This window comes from Pseudomonadota bacterium, assembly GCA_030860485.1.
In the GTDB taxonomy this organism is placed as follows: Bacteria; Pseudomonadota; Gammaproteobacteria; order JACCXJ01; family JACCXJ01; genus JACCXJ01.
In genome coordinates, this window is record JALZID010000357.1 from 40,852 (window position 1) to 60,518 (window position 19,667).

The following is a 19,667-nucleotide window of genomic DNA, read 5'->3' on the forward strand; positions in this document are numbered from 1 at the left end:
GTGAAGATCTTCGGCCGCAACTGGCTGGGCCACGGTTCGTCCAGGGGGCCAGTCCGCTGGATTAGCAAGCTCATGCATTTCCCTCCTCGCGCATTTTCGTCATTGTGTTCAGACATCTACCTGAGTGAGACGAAGTTACACACGGCTTAGCAACGCGAATGAGTGCCGCTCATCGAATATCGGTCGCGCAAGAATCTAAGTCCGGCCGCTCCTCGACGTGAGTACTACTGCAAATCTAAAAGTCATCTCCGGGCGCGTCGTTCACTTTCACCGCAACCCGTTCCCCGATCAGATCAGTATCGAGGTTTTGTTTGCCATTTTGCGGGACAAAATGCGCGAGCTTGGCCTAGGGGTCAAATTGGCGGTCGTGCCGCATCGGTCGAAGGGAGTTTGGCCGCGGATTGCGAACATCGTGTGGGCACGCAGAAACCAGGGAAGCGTGAACCACATCACGGGCGATATTCATTACGTGGCGTTGATGCTCTCTCCGGGCAGAACGATTCTCACAATTCACGACTGCCGGTCGCTCGAGCGGTTTTCGGGCATCAGGCGCTGGTTGCTGCGCGTGCTCTGGTACGATTTGCCGATTCAGCGCGTGGCTGCTGTGACTGTCATTTCAGAGGAAACAAAACGCCAGCTATTGCGCAGCGTCCGAGTGCCGGAGGGCAAGATCGAGGTCATACCCGACGCTGCCGCGCCGGTATTCCAACCCAGTCGGTATGTTTTTCGGAGCGAATGCCCGCGAATTCTGCACATTGGAACCGCGGAAAACAAGAATCTACTGCGATTGATTCTAGCATTGCAGGGACTGCCCTGTCATTTGAAGATCGTCGGCCACCTAAATCCATCCTTGCGATACGAACTGGCACATAGCGGTATCTCCTATAAAGCGGAAGAGAATCTTGACGAGGCGGCGATGTATTGCGCGTACTGCGAGTGCGATCTCGTCAGTTTCGTTTCTACCTATGAAGGATTTGGGATGCCGATTATCGAGGCGCAGTGGGTCGAGCGGCCAATTGTGACCAGCAACTGCTCTTCCATGCCGGAAGTGGCTGGACGTGGCGCGTGCTTCGTCGATCCATTTGATGTGAATTCAATCCGCCAGGGCTGTGAGCGCGTAATAAATGACGCGGCGTACCGCGAGAATCTGGTCGAACTCGGCCGCCGAAACCGGGAACGCTTTTCACTGGACGACGTGGCGCGGCGCTATCTTTCGCTCTATGAGCGATTGGCAAACGCGCGAATTGCGGGTTGAGCTATTCGATGGCAAGCTTCTTCAGTAACTTGCGATGGCAATAAGGACTCTGCACGTGATACCGGCCATTGCCGCGCGTTACGGCGGAATGAGCAACGTGGTCGTGTCGATGACCGCTGCGCTTAACCGTGATGCTGACCGGGACTACCAATATCCGGGACGTGATCCCCTTTCCGCGGACACCGAAGCATCTTTAGTTTCGATCAAACACGACGTGGAAGGTTAATAATTTTGTAGGCTCAAGGAGCCCGAACTTATCAGGCCGGCATGAGTAACTCCAACACTTCATGCACAGGATTTTGCTTATTCTGAATCACGCGAATAGCTGCCGCCAAAAAGAAGCCGATATCCTGCGCTTTTTTCTGTCAGGAGGTAGCAATCCGGGTGGGACGGGCAACTGATTTGAATCGATGTCCTGAAGCACGCCTTGTGGCCGCTCTTCCACTAGCCGCATCGCTTCTTGTGTACCAAGCCAGCGCTCGGCCGCTCGCCGTCCTTCTGCTAGCAAAGGCGGCCGGTGCTGCACACCATGCGCGTCGGTTGCCAGAAGGTGCACCAGGCCCTCATCCAACATGCGTTCCGCCCAATAGCGCGCCTGGGGACCGAAACGGCCTGTAAGGCTCCCGGCCGTCACCTGCATCCATACGCCTCGATTGGCCAACTCCTGAAACAATGGATAATTATCTTCAATCCAGCTCAAACGCTCAGGATGCGTAATGATCGGTAGGTAACCGGTCGCAAGCAGTGCGAAGCAGGTCTCCAGCAAGCGCGGTGGGGCTACATGGTGAGGCGGCTCCAACAGGAAATAACGGCTGCCATTCAGGCGGGGTGGCTACTACTGGCTACTGAAACCCGGTCTGAAGCCGGGGGAGGACCTCGGGCTGTGACCGCCGACGAACTGGCGCGCGCCTATCGTGCCAAGGCCAGCAAGCGCCGCAGGGTACTGGGAGTGCTGCTCGAGGAGGAAGGCTATTCCGACGTGGTGCGGGAAGCCCAAGAGCTTGTCGAGCTCGCCTTGAAAGGCATGCTCCGGATTGTGGGGATCGACCCGCCAAAATGGCCCTCACGAACCGGTACGAGAATTAGAAAACCTCGAAACACTATCGGGTAAACCGGTACTCCCCGGCTTCGAGCTGGATCTGCCGTAGGGATACGGCCGCTGCGCAAACCGGCCAGTAGGTCAGGGACAAGATGGGTATCTGCACCGACGCCAAGCTTCAGAGAGAGCCCCGCCCTGTTGCAGGTGCTCCTCAAACACCGTCACAGACGCGCGAATACCCTGTGCTGTATTCTCGTAGAGACCAGGATAGATGTGGGGTGTGCAGACCGTCACTCGGATCCCATCGCCTATGGCGATGCGGGCCATCTCCAAGGCGGTGTCCCACTCAGGCGCACCGTCATCGATCGCGGGCAGCATGTGGCAGTGGAGGTCGATCATGGTCGCTTAAAAAGCCAACGAGCTATCCGTTGTTACACCTCATTCCAAGAAAGGATTGGCCACGGGCACAGGAGAAGGTGCGGGGTTAATCGGTAATGCCTCGCGCTCGAATGTTCGGTGTGTGGACCGACGCCCTTCAGGCGGTTTCATTGGGCGCATATCGGGAGCATGAAAGAACACGGCCGCGAGAAAGGCGGTGTAGAGGGCGTTGGCGGGAATATGCCAGTTGAAATCCACCAACCCGTGCAGGGAGATCAATAACAATCCTATGCCCGCCCCGATCTGGGCAAAGCGGAAGGTCGGCCACTGGGTGTGTGCCCGTATCCTGAACCACTGGCGAGAATAGAGGGCGAGCAAGAGCAGCAAAATGAATGCGCCCATCAACCCGCCTTCGAACAGCCATTCGAGATATTCATTATGCACGACCTAAACATCGTGAATATTTGCGTATGGTTCATTCTCTCAGATGCCTCAGCACAGGCCACGTGCAGTGCATCTATCACCCCCAGACCTTGCTTTTCGAGTTCCTCTGCTCGCGCCTTGATAGCTTCATCCACCCTGTGAGAATGACTGGCCAGGCTCAGGCAACGATTGACCCATCGTTTCCGTAAAGAGAACGGATTTCGGCTACTGCTATGCCACTTCCAGCTTAAGCTTGTGTATCAGCATCGCCATTGTGGAACTTGACCCTATTACCATATCTCACGCAGGTCCAGCTCAAAGCCGGGAAGCACCGGGTCACCCGATACTGTTTCGAGGTTTTCTAATTCTCGTGCCGGTTCGTGAGGGCGGTAGACATGGACGAGCCTCCGCTCTGTATCAATCAGCCACCCCAACTGGGCCCCGTTGTCTATATACTCCCCCATCTTCGCTTGTAGATCGTTCAGGCCATCGGCTGGAGAGCAGAGCTCGATCACAAAGTCAGGGAATAGAGGGATAAATCGCTTTCTCTGTTCCGCCGTCAACGTATTCAGGCGTGAGTACGGGATCCATGCCGCATCAGGTGAACGCACTGCTCCGTCAGGAAGCCGAAAACCGGTTGAGGAATCGAACGTGCTTCCGGTGCCATCACGCTTGGCCCACAACCTCAACTGCATCGTGATCTCGGCGTTTCGGTTACCGGTATCTCCCCCCGTAGGCGGCATGATGATCAACTCTCCCCGTGCGTTGCGCTCAATCCGCAGATCCCGGTTGATCTGGGAGAACTCATAGATCTGATCATCCGTCAGACTTACAATGGGCTGCAAACGGACGACGATGGACGAGCTACCCATATGCAAACCTCTCGATCGCCTCACGCTAAGCAGCGTGACGTGAACGGCGTTTCGATCCCCATGCGACATCCGCTACTGCAACACCTTCGTGCTTGCTCAGCATTCCGTTGGTACCCTGCCATCGTGCCCGTTGTCCCTGAGGGGCCCAGATCGTTGAGCTTGTAGGAGCCCGCGTTTATTGTAGGCGGGGTCAAGGACGATTTCGCCCCATTCATTCGCCGCGATTGGCGTAGAGGTGGAGCAAGACCTCGGTGTCGCTGTGTGAGCGGAAGGCGACCCCGTGGCCTCGAGCTCGCGGATCTTCAATCACTTCCGACCATCTGACGTCTGCGCCTGGCATGACCATTTTACTTCGCTTGCAGTAGTTGCCGTGCCTTATCCAGAACAAATAGCGCATCCTGCATCGCCCGCTCTGCGTCCTCACGCGTGTATTCTTCCGTTGGGATAAAATCCACATCGCCATAAAACGAAAATTCGCGTTCTTTTCGCAGCCATCTGGAGATGGCGGCAAGCTGAGCGATGTGATTTGTCATCCATTCCGGGAACAGTTGCGACTGTTCCTTCAGGATCGGTCCAACATCGTGCCATTTTGGCGGGTCGATCCCCACAATCCGGAGCATGCCTTTCAAGGCGAGCTCGACAAGCTCTTGGGCTTCCCGCACCACGTCGGAATAGCCTTCCTCCTCGAGCAGCACTTCCAGTACCCTGCGGCGCTTGCTGGCCTTGGCAAGATAGGCGCGTGCCAGTTCGTCGGCGGTCACAGCCTGAGGTCCTCCCCCGGCTTCAGACCGGGTTTCAGTAGCCAGTAGTAGCCACCCCGCCGATAGACGCGCCTTGCGCCTAGCGCCGCAAGCCGTGCCCTAAGCTCCTCGAGGTACCGGCGCAGGAAGTGCTCTCGATCAAACAGGATCGCCGCCTGGTCGACCATGTCCAAAAACAGCAGGCTCCCTTTCCACACTTCTTCCGGGGTCTTGAGCACGGGCGACAGGGTAGTCCGGATCCCCTCCCGCTCCGCTGAGCTTAGCACTCCGGCTGTGGCGGCCTCCACGGCTTCGAAGTCCCGGACCCTGGCCAGGCGCCCCCGAGGAAGCTCGCTCACCACCACAAGAAGGTCCACGTCTGAGTCAGGCCGCATGGTTCCCCGGGCCGCCGACCCAAACACCGCGAGGCTCACCAGCCTTGCTGCGTAATAGGTCAGACATGCATGGCGCGCAGTATCCAGGATGGCGTTGAATCGCTCGTGGAGCATTAGATTCTTACGCAGCCATTGTTATACAGAACGACTTCGACAAACTCAGAGGTCCCTTCTCCGTCAGGTTGCCGTGAAAGTACAAACTTTCATCCTTCGGGGTGTCGACGCCCTCGACATGGCTGTTAGGATGAGGGGAATCAGATCAAATATTTTGATTGATTTTTATCCCATCATGCCCACCCGCTCCCGGTCGCGGGGGAGTGAGTTTCCGATCCCCTCCCCTGCGGAGCGGGGGAGGGCTAGGGTGGGGGTAAAAGGCGCCGCGGCCGGGACAGGGCTTGGTCAGCCCGCCAAGGCCGGACCCCCACCCCCGCCCTCCCCCGTCCGCAAGCGGACAGGGGAGGGAGTGTCCCGGTGCTCCCTGAACGAGAGGGAGAACATAGGGTGGCCCTTCATCCGTCAGACTTAAAATGGGCTGCAAACGGACGACGTTGGACGAGCTACCCATATGCACACCTCTCTATCGTCTCGAGCCAAGCAGCGCGACGTGAAGGGCGTTTCGATCTCCCTGCAACAGCCGCTATGCAACACCTTCAGGGGTGCTCACTCAGCATTCCGTTACTACCCTGCCATCGTGCCGGTTGTCCTTGAGGAGCCCAGATCGTTGAGCTTGTAGGAGCCCGCCTTTATTGTAGGCGGGGGAAGGACCATTTCCCCCCATTCATTGAGCTCCGCCTTATACGGGATCCGGGAGATTTCGAAGAGCCGGATCTTCAATAGCTTGCGACCCTCTCATCGGTACATCTCATTGCACTTTGGGCGACGGTGTAGGTCCCGCCCTGACTACTGACGAGGACTATCCCCTGCACCCTCTCCCAGGACCCCCCTCGGGAGCGGCGGCCTGGACGGTCACAAGGCCGAACAGGCCCCGGTGGCGACGAGCCCGCAGAGACAACGATGCATTCGATGCATAAGACCTCCCCGTGATGCGCAGTTTTTCTGTCACTGTTTATGATCCACCCAACCCTGGCGGTAGTCAAGCCCTGGCGGTAGTCAAGCAAGACTCCCTGCGACCCAGCGTGTGGCATTGTCTCGCCGGGGGCAGGCGGTGATCGTCTTTGCCCGCCGCTTACCTCGAGTCATTCCCCGGTGGCCATCACGAAGCACTAAGCGACTTCTCGAAGTATGCGATGGTCTTCATAGGCCCTTCTTCTAGATCGACCCTCGGCGCCCAGTCCAGGTGCATCCGGGCCAAGGTGATGTCGGGCTGCCGCTGCAGCGGGTCATCGCTCGGCAGGGGTTGGAAGACGATCGGCGACTTCGAGCCAGTCAGGGCGCACACCTTCTCGGCGAGCTCCAGCATGGTGCACTCGGCGGGATTGCCGAGGTTGATGGGACCCGTGAGCTCGTCCCGCCTGGTGCGGCAGTGCTTGGCCACAGGAGGGCTCACCAAGCGCTACCGTCCGCCGGCACAGGGCTTTGCCAGAAAGTACACAGTCGCCGATGTGGCGCTTTTGGCCGAGACCGACCGAGCCATTATCAGCGTGGAAGCCGCTGTTCGTGAAGGGGAAGCCTTCTAGCCGAACTTGACAGGTGTTGACAAAATTGCCAACGTTGCGCTATGATAAGAAATACAAGGCCCATTTCCTGGATCAAGGCGGCGCGGAAGGAGTTTGAAAAGTTTCCCGAGGGCGCACAACGTGACATCCTGCGCGCCTTGACCATCGCCGCCGAAGGCCGCAAAGCCGATACCGCCAAACCGATGAAAGGGCTGGGGTCCGGCGTCTATGAGGTCGCCCTGTCCTGGCGGGGAGAGGCGTACCGGACGGTCTATATCGTGCCGCTGGGACCAGAGCTCTGGGTCGTCCATGCCTTTCAGAAGAAATCGACCAAAGGTACCAAGACCCCGAAACATGAGATCGACCTGATCCGCGAGCGGATCAAACGTCTGAAGGAGATGCTCACATGAACAAGGACCTGGAACTGATCAGAGGCAGCGGCAATGTCTTCCGTGACCTGGGTCACCCCAGGGCCGATGTGGAACAGCTCAAATCCATCCTGGCCGCCGCGATCATCGGCGTACTCGATGACCGCAAACTGTCGGTGCGCAAGGCCGAAGGCGTCACCGGCATCAACGCCAGCGAGTTCTCGCGCATTCGCACGGCCCAGCTTGGCCGTTTCACCGTGGACCGGCTCATAACCATCCTTAACCGCCTCAACCGGCGTGTCGACGTGCAGGTCACCACCAGGCCGTTTGCGGCCGGTGAGGCCACACCTGCCCTTGGCGCGGAGTGACGGGCATGCCTTTCATCACGGAGTCATAACCAGTGACGACGGCGGGATCCCCTGTTGATCAGGCGATCGCCAAACTCAAGGCGTTGCGGAAGGGCTGCAGTCGTTTCCAATCTGGTATGAGTCTGAACGGTAGCCGTTGGGTCGATCCTGGGTGCCATGGGGATCGACAGGAACGAGACGCGACTGTACGCGCTGGAGCAGACTCAAGGCTTTTCTGGAGGGGACGGGGGAGGTCGGTTCAAGTCCGTCGGGGACGACGAGGGGCGCTACTCGCACCTCCAGGCGGTGGAGTAACTCCAACACTTCATCACAGGATTTTCCTTGTTCTGAATTCACCCGATAGCTGCCGCCACAAAGAAGCAGATATCTTGCGCTTTTTTCTGTCAGTAGGTAGCAATCCGGGTGGGACGGGCAACTGATTTGACTCGATGTCCTGGATCACGCCTTTGGGCCGCTCTTCCACTAGCCGCATCGCTTCTTGTGGACCAAGCCAGCGCTCGGCCACTCGCCGTCCTTCTGCTAGCAAAGGCGGCCGGTGCTGCACACCATGCGCGTCGGTTGCCAGAAGGTGCACGAGGCGCTCATCCAGCATGCGTTCCGCCCAATAGCGCGCCTGGGGACCGAAACGCCCTGTAAGGCTCCCGGCCGTCACCTGCATCCATACGCCTCGATAGGCCAACTCCTGAAACAATGGATAATTATCTTCGATCCAGCTCAAACGCTCAGGATAGCGTAATGATCGGTAGGTAACCGGTCGCAAGCAGTGCGAAGCAGGTCTCCATCAGCCGCGGTGGCGCCACGTGGTGCGGCGGCTCCAGCAGGAAATAACGGCTGCCATTCAGCGTAGGGATACGGCCGTTGCGCAAACCGGCCAGTTGGTCAGGGACAAGATGGGTATCTGCACCGACGCCAAGCTTCAGAGAAAGTCCCGCCTGTTGCAGGCGCTCTTGAAACACCGTCACAGACGCGCGAATACCCTGTGCTGTATTCTCGTAGAGACCAGGATAGATGTGGGGTGTGCAGACCGTCACTCGGATCCCATCGCCTATGGCGATGCGCGCCATCTCCAAGGCGGTGTCCCACTCAGGCGCACCCCCTTCCCGCTATCCGCTGCAGAAGAAACGTCATCCGGACGAGCTCCTGCGCACCATCGCGCATCTTCGGCCGCGCACCAATAAATACAGCGCGATGTTCCGGATCCGCTCGAAGCTCGCCTAGCTAGCGCAGCCCACAGGCGGATGCGGGGTCAAGCGCTGCTGTTGTGTCCGCAGCCAGCGGCGCAATGAAGCAGGCAAAATCGGCCTGATTACCTAGCCAAACATATTTGAAATTTGGCCAGATTTGTTGAAGTCGGTCTGTATAACATTGGCTGCGTGAGAATCTAGAAGACCCTCTTCACTGCTTGACCAAAAGGCGACACCCCGAAACAGATCATGGTTGTGTAGTCACCAGCAAGTACCCATACTGCTACGCGATGAGCCCGAATACAATCGGCCCTACGGGTGGCGGCGTCCCACGCACCGATCAATTCGGTTCCGACCCGGGGCAAAGACAGGCGTGAGCAGCTACTGGGCGACCCGCACCGATACCACGCCCGCCTCTTGTCCCGTAGCCGTCGGGCGGATGATGATCTCTACGTCACGGTCAAGCAACGTCATGAAGTACATCAGCCGCTCCGAGGAGAAGCGGTTGAGCTTGTAGTTCTTGAGATCGGACACGTGCGGCTGCGGGACGCTGAACAGCTTGGCTGCCTTGCCTTGAGTCAGGCCGCGCTCACGAATGAGATCGTTCAATCGTATCGCAAGCTGCACTTTAAGCTGGCGCTCGCCCGCGTCGGAAAACCCCAGGTCGGCAAACACATTGCCGGTGCCGGGTTGGATCGATTCACCCAGTTTTGCCATAACGCACCTTGTGGTCTGCATGCGCCGCTTTCAGGCGCTCATGAATCAAGTCGATATCGGTCTTTGCGGTACAGTTGCCGGACGGGGACTTTTTCTGAAAGCAATGCAGCACATACACTGCCTCCTTGAATCGGACCGTATAGACGGCCCGATACGTTGCCCCGCGGAAGTCCGCCACAATCTCGAACACCCCGGTGCCGTCTGCTTTCCATGGCTTGGCGGACGCAACCGTGCCGCCAAGCTGCACCGCGCCCAGCGCATAGCCGATGTCGTCCACTACCTCACTCCGGGAAGGACAACAGATCTTTCTTCGATGATCCTACCCAGTGGAACGGTCGTTCGGCCGAGGAGGGGACTTTCATAAACCTAGTGTATCCGTATAAAGGTATGACATCCATACGGGGTTTCATAGATAGCAGGGTGGCGGGTAGGAGGCGCCCTACGGGCTACCGCGATCCTATCCCGGACGGCAATCTGCTGAAGCCAACCTTGCGTAACGGCGGTCTGGGTCTCTGCTGCGCCCGGCTGCCCGGTGCCTTCGACTACGACCTCCCGGTAGACAGCCTCTGGGAGATAGACCTCCCCAAAGAGTCCTTCTACCTCGGGTCACCCATCCGTGGACGAAGCACTAAGCTACTTCTCGAAGTATGCGATGGTCTTCATAAGCCCCTCTTCTATCCGGGCCAAGGGGATGTCGGGCTGCCGCTGCACCGGGTCATCGCTCGGCAGGGGTTGGAAGGCGATCGACGACTTCGAGCCGGTCAGGGCGCACACCTTCTCGCCGAGCTCCAGCATGGTGCACTCGGCGGGATTGCCGAGGTTGATGGGACCCGTGAGCTCGTCCGAGGTGGTGTTCTGGACTCGCGTCCGCGCAAAGGACTGCCATTTCTGGGTCCCCCACAGCCCGGCGTGTCTGACCCGGCAATATGCGTTGCGAAACCGCGTTGAATGTCCTATCCTTTCCTATCCTTAACCGACGGCGGCATCCAGGTCGTGCTTGAGAAGAACGTGAGCATCGGGCACCTGGTGATACTCCACGGCTGCACCATCCGCGAGAAGTCGTTCGTGGGCATCGGCGCGATCATCCTCAACAAGGCCGTGATCGGCAGGAATTGCCTCATCGGGGCGGGCGCCCTGGTGCCCGAGGGCAAGACGATTCCCGACGGCTCGCTCGTCCTCGGCGTGCCGGGCAAGGTCATGCGCAGCCTCACGCCCGAGGAGATCGCCATGAACACCTGGATCGCCGAGCATTACGTCGAGCGCGCGGCGCACTACCGGCAGGGCCTCAAGCCCCTGGGATGATCGCGAGCCGGTATCGCGGCTCGCTTGCGGTGTGGGCGCTGCTCATCGCCTACGCGAGCCTGTACCCCTTCGTGCCCCTGCGGTTGCCGTCGATGGAGGCGGTGGGCGCGTTCTTCGTCCGGCCGCGCTATGTCACGGGCTTCGATGTCGCGCTCAATGTCCTCGCCTACGTTCCGCTGGGAACGCTCGCCTGCCTCTATTTCCGCCAGGCCGAGCCGGGGGTGAAGGCGATCCTGAAGGCCGTGGGCCTCGGGGCCGCATTGAGCTTCGCGATGGAGTCGTCGCAGCTCTTCGTGCCCTACCGCGTCGCGTCGATCTACGACCTCGCCGCGAACGCGGGCGGCGCGCTCTGGGGCGCGATGTTCTTCGCCGATCCGTTCTATTCGCTCGTCACGCGACCGCTCGGCGAGCTGCGCGAGCGCATCGTGATCCCCGGCGCCTGGGGAGACGCGGCGCTCGTGCTCGTGATGCTGTGGCTTATCGCCCAGCTCAATCCGGCGCTGCCCTTCTTCGGCGCGGGCAACATCGTCGGCAACGAGGCAATGGTCGAGTTCGCGTTCCTGCAGTGGAGCGCCGTGGCGATGAGCATTTGCGGCTTCGGGCTCTTCGTTTCCGCGTTTCTCAAGGGAAAACAGGGCACGCTCCGGGTGGCGCTGTTGCTCCTGAGCGTCGCCCTGTGCCTCAAGTTCATGGCCGCATCCTTCATGCTGCAGCCCCATTTCGCGGAGGAATGGCTGAGTGTCGGGCGCGTGGTGGGATTGGTGGCCGGAGTCGTCGCGCTCGCTCCCCTGCGTCGCGTCGCGCGCGCCGGGCGCATCTATCTCGCCCTCATCTTCGTGCTCGCGGGCGCCCTCTTTTCCAAGATTTTCGGTGCCTACAGCGCCGTCGACGAATCGCTGCGCCTCTTCCGCTGGCCCTACGGGCAGCAGCTCGCGAGCTTCGCGACCCTCACGCGCTTCCTGCACGAGATCTGGCCCTTCATGGCGCTCGCGTTCCTGATCGCGCTCTTCTTTAGAGTACGACGCGAACCCGTGCGATAATTTGCCCTTGTTGAGCAGCGGGGCTTTTCGTCCGCTCGAACAGGGCTTCGATGACCTTCTACAAACACCACGTTTTTTTCCGCCTGAATAAGCGCGACCCGCCCGAGGCCTGCTCTGCTGCGCCAACCACAATTCCGAGGCGATGAAGGACTACGCCAAGAAGCGCGTGAAGGAGCTCAAGCTCAACGGCGAGGGCAAGGTGCGGCGGACACCGAAGCATCTTGAGTTGTGATCGAACACGACTTGGAAGGTTAATAGTTTTGTAGGCTCAAGGAGCCCGAACTTATCAGGCCGGCATGAGTAACTCCAACACTTCATCACAGGATTTTCTTTATTGTGAATTCAGCCGAATAGCTGCCGCCAAAAAGAAGCCGTTTTCTTGCGCTTTGTTCTGTCAGGAGGTAGCAATCCGGGTGGGACGGGCAACTGATTTGAATCGATGTCCTGGATCACGCCTTGGGGCCGCTCCTCCACTAGCCGCATCGCTTCTTGTGGACCAAGCCAGCGCTCGGCCACTCGCCGTCCTTCTGCTAGCAAAGGCGGCCGGTGCTGCACACCATGCGCGTCGGTTGCCAGAAGGTGCACGAGGCCCTCATCCAGCATGCGTTCCGCCCAATAGCGCGCCTGGGGACCGAAACGGCCCGTAAGGCTCCCGGCCGTCACCTGCATCCATACGCCTCGATTAGCCAACTCCTGAAACAATGGATAGTTGTCTTCAATCCAGCCCAAACGCTCAGGATGCGTAATGATCGGTAGGTAACCGGTCGCAAGCAGTGCGAAGCAGGTCTCCAGCAAGCGCGGTGGGGCTATGTGGTGCGGCGGCTCCAACAGGAAATAACGGCTGCCATTCAACGTAGGGATACGGCCGCTGCGCAAACCGGCCAGTAGGTCAGGGACGAGATGGGTGTCTGCACCGACGCCAAGCTTCAGAGAAAGCCCCGCCTGTTGCAAGCGCTCCTCAAACACCGTCACAGACGCGCGAATACCCTGCGCTGTATTCTCGTAGAGACCAGGATAGATGTGGGGTGTGCAAACCGTCACTCGGATCCCATCGCCTATGGCGATGCGGGCCATCTCCAAGGCGGTGTCCCACTCAGGCGCACCGTCATCGATCGCGGGTAGCATGTGGCAGTGGAGGTCGATCATGGTCGCTTAAAAGCCAACGAGCTATCCGTTCCGTTGTGACACCTCATTCCAAGAAAGGATTGGTCACGGGCACAGGAGCAGGCAGGGGCTTAATCGGTAATGCCTCGCGCTCGAATGTTCGGTGTGTGGACCGACGCCTTTCAGGCGGTTTGTTTGGGCGCATATCGGGAGCATGAAAGAACACGGCCGCGAGAAAGGCGGTGTAGAGGGCGTTGGCGGGAATATGCCAGTTGAAGTCCACCAACCCGTGCAGGGAGATCAATAACAATCCTATGCCCGCCCCGATCTGGGCAAAGCGGAAGGTCGGCCACTGGGTGTGTGCCCCTATCCTGAACCACTGGCGAGAATAGAGGGCGAGCAAGAGCAGCAAAATGAATGCACCCATCAACCCGCCTTCGAACAGCCATTCGAGATATTCATTATGGGCATGATCGACGGAGAAGCGGCCGAGCTCAAGGGGCTGGAATTGGCGGTAGATCTCGGGGAAGGTACCCGCACCGCTGCCTAAGGGGAAAAAGCTGCCGATGCCCTGCAGGGCACTTGAATAGATAGTCCAGCGGTTGTCCTGGAGTGGGTCTTGCAGAGTGAAGCGCTGCAGCACGGGTGCCAGCCCGATCTCCACAGCGAGGGCCACACCGATGGCGGTGAGGGTACCTATCGTACCGAATACGTTATTGCCGCCGAGACGACGCGCGAAAGTGAGAGCGGCAAGCAGGATCCCGAGCATGGCGAGCATGAGACCGCTTCTGGAGCGCGTGAAGATAAGGCCGAGCAGTATGGCAATGCTGGCGGCGCCATAGAGCACCGCTACATGCGCGCGCCACGTCGATAACAAGAGCAGGCGTTCGCGCCATGAGCGCCGATAATGCTTATCCCTTGGGGCCCGCCCGACGGTGGCGGCAAGCAAGCCTAGGCCGACCGGCAAGACCATCTCGAGAAGGCCGGCCAGGTGATCGCGATTAACATAGGTGCCCGTGGCGCTGCCTCCGCAATAGGGATTGCCAAGGCAAAGGGGGCTGCCACTCCCCGCGCCCATTTGCATGAGCCCGAGCAAGGCCTGGGTCACTGCCATCCCCAGCACAATCGCTATCAAGACATTGAGAGAGCGGATAGGCAGCGCCACGGCGCCCAGAAAAACCGCCAGGGGAGGCAAGAGGGCAAGCCAGAAAGATTCGGCCAGCATGGGCACAATGGCTAATGGTCGCCACCGCACATCGGGCGCCTCAAGCAGACCCAGGGCCTCTGCATAGGGTGTGCGCCCCGGCAGCTCAGCCCAAAGTGCAAAGGGCAAGGGGATCAAGTAGATCAGCGCATACAAGAAGAGCAAGGCCAGAGCTGCCCACGTGAGGGGGCGAGGCTTTGTCTCGCCAGAGAAGACTGGAGGCCAGAGGCGAAGCAGGAGAGCGGCCACTGCCCCAAGCTCTAAGAGCATCAAAGGCAGTGGATGGACGCTACCCCGAAGCAGGGGAGCAAAGATCAGCAGGCAGGCGAGCCCTACCGCCACCGCTGTCTCCTTGTGTCTCTGCAGTGAGATAGTGGCTGCCTGCATGTGGACGGACTCAAGACGGGGTTATCGCCATGCACTTATCCGCGGCGGTCGGTCGTCTATGCCCTGCTGTTGTGGGGCGACTTCAATGGTCTCCATAATGGACGGCCCCTTATCGCTGGTAGCGCCGGACGCTACCGCAGGTGCATCGGACGCTACCGCAGGTACATCGTCCGTGGTGCCGGCGCCGATCGCACCAGTGTCAGTGGGGCCGATTCTCTCCATGGTGGCAACTCCCGTCTGACAGATACTTGACTCCCTTAGCATAAACCGCAAGTTGGGTTCAAGCTGAGTAAGGCAGCCATCGGTCTGCTTTACAACGGCACTCGATCCGTCCCGGGTGAGCACGCGCGCCCCAGGTTTGAGCGTCATGCCTGAATAGCCTACAACGTAATTCGTACCCTGGTTGACCAAGACGTTCCCTTGAACCTCACGGAGTACCCCACCAGTTGAGTCATCCGCCTGGACAGGGCCAATGCTTGTCAGGCAAGCGGCTGTAATGATAGGTAAGCAATGGCGAACTCGAGTCATATAGACCTCCTTTGGATGAAATCCATCCGTTTAGATTTTTGTGAGGACAGTGCCGCGTACACATGTCGTTCCAATAGGTCCGACAACACTACTATGATAGCACACTGGGTGCCGATCCCTCTTAGCGAAAGAGTTCGAGGCTCGCCTCGTCAGACTGCACTGCAGTTGGATCTGCTGCCTCCCTAGCGGTATTCTGGCGTTGCGTTCGAGCGTTGACGAACCGATTTCCCCTTATCACATTGCCTGTGCTACCGGGAGTTTCTAACACGCCACACCGCGCCCCGTTGATCCTGTTTCTGAGGATCTCGTTGCGATCGCCATTCACCAAGATACCGCATCTGCTGCTGTCGATAATGATGTTGCGCCCAACCTCGTTATTGTTACCGGTCAGAGCGATACCATCGAAAACCAGAGTACCAAAGACCGTATTCCTTATAACCTGGCTGACATTAACCTGGCCTTCATCTCTTCCAGAGAGGCAGATGCCGCACTGGCTGTTTCCCACCGTGTTCCCGCGGATACTCACATTCTTGGTCCTAACGATGGCCAGACCTGTCGCTGCAAATGCGCAGTCATCAACTGAAACGCACGGTGACCAGATGTGATTCATGACCACGTTCCGATTGATCTCGCCAGTGGCACCAAAGCCGATCTGGATACCGTTTTGGGCAGCTCCAACTGTCGGCCCGATGCCGGTGACTGTGTTCCTGTCGACCCGGATCTTAGTACCCCGTTCGGTGGCTGTGATCCCGTTTTTCTGGTAGCCATGGATCCTGCTAGTCTCTACCCTGACCTCCTTCACCCGCCCCCCTAGCTTCTGGGCGAAGATACCGAGGCCGCTCTGACATCCCTCAAGCCCAGCTCCTAATTTCATATTCATGATATCTACATTTCGGATCCTCCCCGAGGCATTCTGATAGAAGATCCCGATTAGGGTAGGTTCACAAGCTGCGATCCGGTTGTCGCCCCCATCGATCGTCAGTCCACTAATAGTAACGTCAGTGTCCCTGACTAGGATCACTGCGGCTATAGGGATCCCGGTGAACTGATTTGTAGTATTGGCCGTCATCACCGACGGCTTCACGACAGCATTATTGCCTATGATACTCAATGGCTCTGTGATCCCGATCTGCTCGTTATAGGTTCCTGGGCAGACCCTGATCCTATCCCCACGACGTGCTACATCGACCGCGCCCTGAATAGTTGTAAACCCTGCATTTGGGCATTCCACACGATCATCATCGACGACCAGTGTTGCGGCTAGAGCAGGCCTACTACTGGAAAGGACAAGTACCAAGACCAGACCACTAAAACCAAAGAATAGTCTTATCTTTTTGATCATACGTGTATGGTTCATTGTATTGTCCTCTGTTGAGGTGCCTCGCGTGAGCCAAGAGATCGTTCATTGGATTGATCATTCAGCTTGATCATACGTGTATGATTCATTGTATTGTCCTCTGTTGAGGTGCCTCGCGTGAGCCAAGAGATCGTTCATTGGGTTGATCATTCAGCCATTCAATGGCTATATCATCAAACCAAATCTCCCCGTTTGCTACAAAATCTTCGGCATGCCTGCCCACCACCTGAAGGGACAAACGCTGTCCGGCGCAGTTGACTGAAGGCACGGTAAAATCCACCACGAAGTTGCGCCACTGATCCGCCCCCAGGAACCGCTCGCTCGAAGCCAGTATCCGGCGGTCCTCGGAGGCGCAGGAAAGGGTCCAGGCTAGACCATGAGGTGCTTGTAGCATGTCTGGACGTACCCGGCCCCCGAGGTGATAGGTCCCTGACGATAGAACCAGAGGCTGTTCAATGATAGATTCTGATACCGGCTTTCCTTGAAATACCACATGCAGGGCCTTTCGTCCCCCAGTAGCATAGGTCAGGCCTGCTTCCAACTGCACACTGCCTCTTTGGGACACGTGCCAATCGAATCCCCCCTCGAAACGCCCAAGCTCGAAGCCGCCATCATACAGATGGCCCATCACGTTAAGCTGCTCTGGGGTAAGGGTGTTGAGCCAGACCATATAGGCTTCCAGCCAAAGCTCCTCGCTCTGTAGGCGGGCTACGTAGGCGTTGCGCTCCGTGTCGCTCAGAGGCTTGCCTGGTGCCCGGCGCAACGCATAGAGCGCACGCAGGGTATCCACTCGCGCTACATTTTGCGAGGCAAAGACAAGAAACTGTTCCCACCATGGGGCCGAAGAGCGGGCGCTAGAGGCCAATGCCGCTCTTCCCTGGGGATCGTTCGCCAAACGCAATAACACTGGAAACAGGCGGTTTGCCAAATCAGCTTGGATCCTCAATGCCAGATCCCAGTGCTCCAGGGTCCGTTCCAGGTACCCGCGCACCCGCCAGTGATCGGCCACCTGCAAATGGATCTTAGCCCAGGCTGGAAACAACTGTGCGGCAAGATCCACGGCGCGATCAGCATCCTCTAAGCGATTCTGTGCACGCCACACCCCAGCCAGACCCATTAGGGTCTCGCCATTGGCAGGATCAGCGTGCAAGGCCTCTCGCAGAGATACCTCTGCGCCTGCAAGATCGCGCGGTGCGATATCTCGTGCCACGCGCCGCAAGGCCTCAGGGTGCTTGGAATACCAAGCTAAGGCTGCATCTTGCGAAGATGGTGTGATCTGATCGGCGTAAAACTGTGCCATTCCCAAGACTACTATGCGCCAAGCCAGCAAAACTCCGGCACCGACCAGTGCGCTCCGAATTAGCCAAGCGGTGATCGTAGAGCCGTTTTTCACAAGAATCTTGTCGTATTCATGCTAGAGCTCTGTGATCACTACCCCTTGCGGCTGCCTCTCGACAGACATCGTGATGCTGCCATAACGGATAGCGATGGCGTCGGTCTTTTTTTGCTGTACTACAAGAGCAAATAGTCGTTGCTTCAGAGATCCCAAGGTGGAAATGAAACCACGGTCGTCGGTATGCCGAGCGAAGTGGCCTCCGAGACGAGCGGACCATCATCCGCCACGATAAGGTGGAGCGCTCATCCAGGCACCCCCGCACGGAGGCTCGCCAAGATCTCGAGCAGGCTCCTCTCGGTCCCGCCCAGTTGGCCGGTCGGGTTCAAAAACACAATTCTCATGCAACCCCCTCTGGTGCACACCGCTCAGCAAGCACGCTACCGCCCCTCCCATGTAGCTTTTTGCCCCAGCCAGGATGGCGCGGCGGTAGGGGCAGGGGTCGAGGGGCTCGCCCTGGAGCGCGGCGGACTGGCCGTACTCGTCTATACTCTTGGAGCTGCCTACCATCGTCCCTCCCCGGAGTCGATGGCACCGGGCCAGCGCCGGCCCGCTGCTTATCTTGCTTCTAGGACCGCGCCCTCGCGATCTCACCCTTTTCGTGCCGGTCCCGACCTCAGTCGGAGCACGGGCCTCTCCGCCAGCGTGACCGGGTGACCTGACCGATCCCAGCCCTTGGCGTATCCCTTGCCTCCTGGCAGTACGGGCACGTAGTAGCGCGTTTCCGCCCGCGCCACACGGCCTTCAAGAACCTATCGGGCCGTAGCTGCTCGCGCCTGACGGCGCCTCCAGCACGTTCTCTATCGCGATCGCCTGCGCCGCCGGCACCCCGCGCTTCCAGTTAGTCACGGCCAGTCACGGCCATGGGCACCAGCATGTAGGCCAGCTCTGCCTGACTGCCGGCTAGGGCGATGGCCCCCTGGAACGCGTTCACCCCATAAGCATAAACAATCCGTGTGGGATACTCAACGCCACGTTGAATGCACCTTGCTGGTGCAACTCGTTTCTCAAGGAATGGTCCAAAGACCATGGGAAAGTTGCAGAGGCTGGAGGTAGCCCGACCCATGGATGAGGTCCACAGGATGCTGGAGTTAGCCCGAGGCCGCGACCTTACGCAGGTCGAGCTCGCAAAGCGCATAGGGGAGTCCCAGCAGGTAGTGAACAACTGGAAGCGCAGGGGAGCCATTCCCGGTAGGAAGCTGGCGAAGGTGGCCCGTGCGCTTGGTGTGACGGTAGAAGAGATCCTAACCGGCGCGTCTGGGCACTGATGAGGCCGCCGGCTTCGACCCCGACACCCTTCGCCTGGCCCGGGCTTTCCAGCTCCTGTCCCCTCGGGACAGGGCGCACGTTCAGGCGGTTGCTGATGCGTTTGGTACGGCCCCCGGGGAGGTAGAACGGAGCACGGCAGGGGAGGCAGAGCGGAGGAGGGCAGGAGAGCGGAGGAGGGCGAGCGAGCGGAGGAGGGTATGGAAGTATGGGAGACCTTAGGCCCGCCGCGCCCCCTCGTGTTCCCGTGGTGCCGTTCGGGCCGCTGCACCCCGCCGAGCGGACCTGCGGGCCTGCGACCGGCTGGCGCTGGAGTGTCTTTACCGACTGTCAATGCGAACGATGACCCCCCTGCCTCCCGGCGTGAGATAGGTCAGTCTCGCCGGATACGAAGTCAGCTTCGGGAAGGGGCTTAGGGGCGGCTTACCGTGGCCGCCTTGCGATCGGAAGGCCGCATCGAAGGCGGCCTTCCGATGCTCGCAGGCGTGATAGAAATCGATGATCTCGATGCCCTGGGGAAGGACCGCACCGAGGGAACTCCAGTTGTCCTTCGCCCCGTCGGCGAGCTTGACCAACGTCAAGTCGGGCCGTTGCCCCAGCACCGTCGCTAGCCCAGGTTTAACAGGCTATCCCCCTTTTTCGTGACTTTCTGCGAATAAACTTCAATAGAATCAACGGACGGATCTGGAAATGCTGTTTGTAGTGCCATAATATTGTAGTAAGGTATTGAT

General features: G+C 58.9%; 19 protein-coding genes and 5 pseudogenes. 8 read left to right on the forward strand and 16 right to left on the reverse strand.

Translation table 11 applies throughout. The features are described from left to right. Positions 1-217 precede the first annotated feature (217 nt). Complete coding sequence (locus tag M3461_22220) at positions 218-1,255, forward strand: glycosyltransferase (protein MDQ3776870.1); 1,038 nt, start codon at positions 218-220, stop codon at positions 1,253-1,255. Positions 1,256-1,568: 313 nt separating this feature from the next. On the opposite strand, the pseudogene M3461_22225 reads toward M3461_22220, so the two are convergent. Further along, positions 1,569-2,084 (reverse strand): annotated as a pseudogene (locus M3461_22225) (capsular biosynthesis protein). Between the two features lie 54 nt (positions 2,085-2,138). Here M3461_22225 and M3461_22230 point away from each other — a divergent pair. Beyond that, a complete protein-coding gene (locus tag M3461_22230) occupies positions 2,139-2,366 on the forward strand; it encodes a HEPN domain-containing protein (GenBank protein ID MDQ3776871.1) in 228 nt (75 codons plus the stop codon). Positions 2,367-2,435: 69 nt separating this feature from the next. Here the strand turns inward: M3461_22230 and M3461_22235 are convergent, their stop codons facing one another. From M3461_22235 to M3461_22260, 6 genes and pseudogenes are all read right to left on the reverse strand, one after another. After that, positions 2,436-2,672 (reverse strand): hypothetical protein, encoded by a 237-nt coding sequence (locus tag M3461_22235; GenBank protein ID MDQ3776872.1) that lies wholly within the window; start codon positions 2,670-2,672, stop codon positions 2,436-2,438. A 60-nt stretch (positions 2,673-2,732) separates the two neighbouring features. Further along, positions 2,733-3,116 carry a hypothetical protein gene (locus M3461_22240; GenBank protein MDQ3776873.1) on the reverse strand — a complete coding sequence of 128 codons (384 nt, stop codon included), beginning with the start codon at positions 3,114-3,116 and terminating at the stop codon, positions 2,733-2,735. Between the two features lie 269 nt (positions 3,117-3,385). Next, positions 3,386-3,967: a Uma2 family endonuclease gene (locus M3461_22245; protein MDQ3776874.1), complete on the reverse strand. Its 582-nt coding sequence runs from the start codon at positions 3,965-3,967 to the stop codon at positions 3,386-3,388. Positions 3,968-4,314: 347 nt separating this feature from the next. Then, a complete protein-coding gene (locus M3461_22250; GenBank protein ID MDQ3776875.1) occupies positions 4,315-4,728 on the reverse strand; it encodes a HEPN domain-containing protein in 414 nt (137 codons plus the stop codon). Then, a complete protein-coding gene (locus M3461_22255) occupies positions 4,725-5,102 on the reverse strand; it encodes a nucleotidyltransferase domain-containing protein (GenBank protein MDQ3776876.1) in 378 nt (125 codons plus the stop codon). The genes M3461_22250 and M3461_22255 overlap by 4 nt, the downstream gene beginning before the upstream one ends. A gap of 1,213 nt (positions 5,103-6,315) precedes the next feature. Beyond that, positions 6,316-6,570: pseudogene (locus M3461_22260) on the reverse strand (SDR family NAD-dependent epimerase/dehydratase). Between the two features lie 210 nt (positions 6,571-6,780). Between M3461_22260 and M3461_22265 the strand changes: the two are divergent. The 3 genes from M3461_22265 to M3461_22275 all read left to right on the forward strand — a co-directional run bounded on the left by M3461_22265 (position 6,781) and on the right by M3461_22275 (position 7,748). Then, positions 6,781-7,128: a type II toxin-antitoxin system RelE/ParE family toxin gene (locus tag M3461_22265; protein MDQ3776877.1), complete on the forward strand. Its 348-nt coding sequence runs from the start codon at positions 6,781-6,783 to the stop codon at positions 7,126-7,128. Continuing rightward, the gene (locus tag M3461_22270) at positions 7,125-7,454 is read left to right on the forward strand and encodes a helix-turn-helix domain-containing protein (GenBank protein MDQ3776878.1); all 330 of its coding nucleotides are present in this window, start codon (positions 7,125-7,127) and stop codon (positions 7,452-7,454) included. The genes M3461_22265 and M3461_22270 overlap by 4 nt, the downstream gene beginning before the upstream one ends. 156 nt (positions 7,455-7,610) lie before the next feature. Next, the gene (locus M3461_22275; GenBank protein MDQ3776879.1) at positions 7,611-7,748 is read left to right on the forward strand and encodes a hypothetical protein; all 138 of its coding nucleotides are present in this window, start codon (positions 7,611-7,613) and stop codon (positions 7,746-7,748) included. A gap of 13 nt (positions 7,749-7,761) precedes the next feature. Here M3461_22275 and M3461_22280 read toward each other — a convergent pair. After that, positions 7,762-8,518 (reverse strand): annotated as a pseudogene (locus M3461_22280) (capsular biosynthesis protein). Here M3461_22280 and M3461_22285 point away from each other — a divergent pair. After that, positions 8,508-8,672 carry a hypothetical protein gene (locus M3461_22285; GenBank protein ID MDQ3776880.1) on the forward strand — a complete coding sequence of 55 codons (165 nt, stop codon included), beginning with the start codon at positions 8,508-8,510 and terminating at the stop codon, positions 8,670-8,672. The pseudogene M3461_22280 and the gene M3461_22285 sit on opposite strands and share 11 nt — an antisense overlap. Positions 8,673-9,019: 347 nt before the next feature. On the opposite strand, the gene M3461_22290 is transcribed toward M3461_22285, so the two are convergent. The 3 genes and pseudogenes from M3461_22290 to M3461_22300 all read right to left on the reverse strand — a co-directional run bounded on the left by M3461_22290 (position 9,020) and on the right by M3461_22300 (position 10,204). Further along, positions 9,020-9,355: a helix-turn-helix domain-containing protein gene (locus M3461_22290; protein MDQ3776881.1), complete on the reverse strand. Its 336-nt coding sequence runs from the start codon at positions 9,353-9,355 to the stop codon at positions 9,020-9,022. Beyond that, positions 9,339-9,717 (reverse strand): annotated as a pseudogene (locus tag M3461_22295) (type II toxin-antitoxin system RelE/ParE family toxin). Before M3461_22295 ends, M3461_22290 begins: the two are co-directional and overlap by 17 nt. A 271-nt stretch (positions 9,718-9,988) precedes the next feature. Then, positions 9,989-10,204: pseudogene (locus tag M3461_22300) on the reverse strand (SDR family NAD-dependent epimerase/dehydratase). Between the two features lie 99 nt (positions 10,205-10,303). On the opposite strand from M3461_22300, the gene M3461_22305 reads away from it, so the two are divergent. Together M3461_22305 and M3461_22310 are read left to right on the forward strand one after the other, a co-directional pair. Then, positions 10,304-10,657 (forward strand): gamma carbonic anhydrase family protein, encoded by a 354-nt coding sequence (locus M3461_22305; protein ID MDQ3776882.1) that lies wholly within the window; start codon positions 10,304-10,306, stop codon positions 10,655-10,657. Continuing rightward, the gene (locus M3461_22310; GenBank protein ID MDQ3776883.1) at positions 10,654-11,697 is read left to right on the forward strand and encodes a VanZ family protein; all 1,044 of its coding nucleotides are present in this window, start codon (positions 10,654-10,656) and stop codon (positions 11,695-11,697) included. Before M3461_22305 ends, M3461_22310 begins: the two co-directional genes overlap by 4 nt. 342 nt (positions 11,698-12,039) lie before the next feature. Here the strand turns inward: M3461_22310 and M3461_22315 are convergent, their stop codons facing one another. The 5 genes from M3461_22315 to M3461_22335 all read right to left on the reverse strand — a co-directional run bounded on the left by M3461_22315 (position 12,040) and on the right by M3461_22335 (position 19,538). Continuing rightward, complete coding sequence (locus M3461_22315; GenBank protein MDQ3776884.1) at positions 12,040-12,843, reverse strand: capsular biosynthesis protein; 804 nt, start codon at positions 12,841-12,843, stop codon at positions 12,040-12,042. A 43-nt stretch (positions 12,844-12,886) separates the two neighbouring features. Continuing rightward, complete coding sequence (locus M3461_22320; GenBank protein MDQ3776885.1) at positions 12,887-14,161, reverse strand: O-antigen ligase family protein; 1,275 nt, start codon at positions 14,159-14,161, stop codon at positions 12,887-12,889. Positions 14,162-15,041: 880 nt separating this feature from the next. After that, on the reverse strand, positions 15,042-16,262 hold the full coding sequence (locus M3461_22325) for a right-handed parallel beta-helix repeat-containing protein (GenBank protein MDQ3776886.1): 1,221 nt from the start codon (positions 16,260-16,262) through the stop codon (positions 15,042-15,044). Between the two features lie 100 nt (positions 16,263-16,362). Beyond that, on the reverse strand, positions 16,363-17,577 hold the full coding sequence (locus tag M3461_22330; protein MDQ3776887.1) for a hypothetical protein: 1,215 nt from the start codon (positions 17,575-17,577) through the stop codon (positions 16,363-16,365). Between the two features lie 1,679 nt (positions 17,578-19,256). After that, the gene (locus M3461_22335; protein ID MDQ3776888.1) at positions 19,257-19,538 is read right to left on the reverse strand and encodes a hypothetical protein; all 282 of its coding nucleotides are present in this window, start codon (positions 19,536-19,538) and stop codon (positions 19,257-19,259) included. Positions 19,539-19,667: the final 129 nt, after the last annotated feature.